The organism is Pseudomonas sp. R62 (assembly GCF_000257605.1).
In the GTDB taxonomy this organism is placed as follows: domain Bacteria; phylum Pseudomonadota; class Gammaproteobacteria; order Pseudomonadales; family Pseudomonadaceae; genus Aquipseudomonas; species Aquipseudomonas atacamensis.
On the sequence record NZ_AHZM01000851.1, the window covers coordinates 1 to 1615 of the forward strand.

Genomic DNA, 1615 nt, shown 5'->3' on the forward strand with positions numbered 1-1615 from the left:
TTGTTGCTGCCAGCCAGTCCGTCGCTGCAACACAACGCGGGCAGTGCGTTCACTTTCAGTGCCTGGCTGCGTCTGGATCAGGCAAGTGGCGAGCAACTGATTCTCGCTCGACGCGAAGGCACGCAAAGTCTGTTGGTCGGCGTAAGCCAGGGTCTGCCATTCGTGGAAATCGATGGCCAGCGCGCCGCTGCCACCCAAGCGCTGGCGCCGGGGCAATGGCAACACCTCGCACTGACCGCCGAGGGCTCGAAAGTCACCCTGTACATCAACGGTCGCGAAAGCGCTGCGTTGGCTCAGGCGATGCCGGCGTTCAACTCGGTCATGGCCATCGGCACCGATCTGCAGGAAGGCGCGTTCCAGCCATTCGCTGGCGCAATTGATGAGCTGCGCCTGTCGAAAGTCGCCCGTCCGGCCGCGCTGTTGCTGGCCGATGCCACCTCGCAAGGCGCCGAGTCGAAACTGGTGGCTTACGGCGTCGATGAAGAACAATCCGGGTTTGGCTTCGGCAGCCTCGGCTTCCTGCTCAACGCGGTGCCGATCGACGCCTGGGTGATTATTGCCGTGCTGGTGCTGATGATGTTCCAGTCGTGGATCATCATGCTGCGCAAGAACCGCAGCCTCAGCCGCGTCACCGCTGCCAACGAAGACTTCCGCGTGCAATTCGCCAAGGTCGGCACGCGCCTGGAAATGTTCGCCGACGACGCGCAACTGGCTCAGCGTCTGCAGCATTCGTCGCTGTGGCGCCTGTATCTGGTGGCGGTCAAAGAGATCCGTACCCGCCGCGAGCAGGGCGCCGATACCTCTTCGGTCTCTGCCGCGACTATCGAGGCCATTCGCTGCTCGATGGACGGCGTGCGCACCCGCGAGAACCAGCAACTGAGTTCGAAACTCTCGACCCTGTCCAACGCCATCGCCGGCGGTCCGTATATCGGCCTGCTAGGCACGGTGCTGGGGATCATGGTGGTGTTCCTCGGCACGGCGATGGCCGGCGACGTGAATATCAATGCCATCGCGCCGGGCATGGCCGCCGCGCTGTTGGCCACGGCGATGGGCCTGTTCGTCGCGATCCCCGCGCTGTTTGGCTACAACCGCCTGATCACCCGCAACAAGGAAGTCAGCGCCGACATGCGTGTGTTCGTCGACGAGTTCATCACCCGTCTGGCGGAGATGCACGGCGAGAGCCAGTTCAGTGAGGCGTCGCACCAGCGCGGCCATCATGCCAACCACCCCGTACCGGCCTGAGGAGCACTGCCATGGCGTCCGTAAATGCCTCCCACGACGATGATGACGATGCCGCCGTCGACAGCATCAACATCACCCCGTTGGTCGATGTGCTGATGGTGGTGCTGGTGATGTTCATCCTCACTGCCACCGCGCAGGTCTCCGGGATCCAGATCAACCTGCCCAAGGCCAGCGCGTCGGTGTCGCTGTCGGAAGCCAAGACCAAGGCGATCTCGGTCAACGACGGCGGCCAGGTGTTCCTCGATGCCTATCCGGTCACTTTGGCCGAGCTGGAAGAGCGCCTGCGCATCGAGAAAGCACAAAGCCCGGATTTTACGGTGATCGTGCGTGGCGATGCGACGGTGCAGTACCAGAAAGTCATCGAAGTGCTCGA

2 protein-coding genes are annotated in these 1615 nt (G+C 62.8%); both read left to right on the plus strand.

Features of this window, described 5'->3' with window-relative positions; translation table 11 throughout:
• On the plus strand, positions 1-1242 hold a 1242-nt coding region (locus tag OQK_RS00535), incomplete at its 5' end, for a MotA/TolQ/ExbB proton channel family protein (protein ID WP_038860109.1).
• A gap of 11 nt (positions 1243-1253) precedes the next feature.
• On the plus strand, positions 1254-1615 hold a 362-nt coding region (locus OQK_RS00540), incomplete at its 3' end, for an ExbD/TolR family protein (RefSeq protein WP_016770647.1).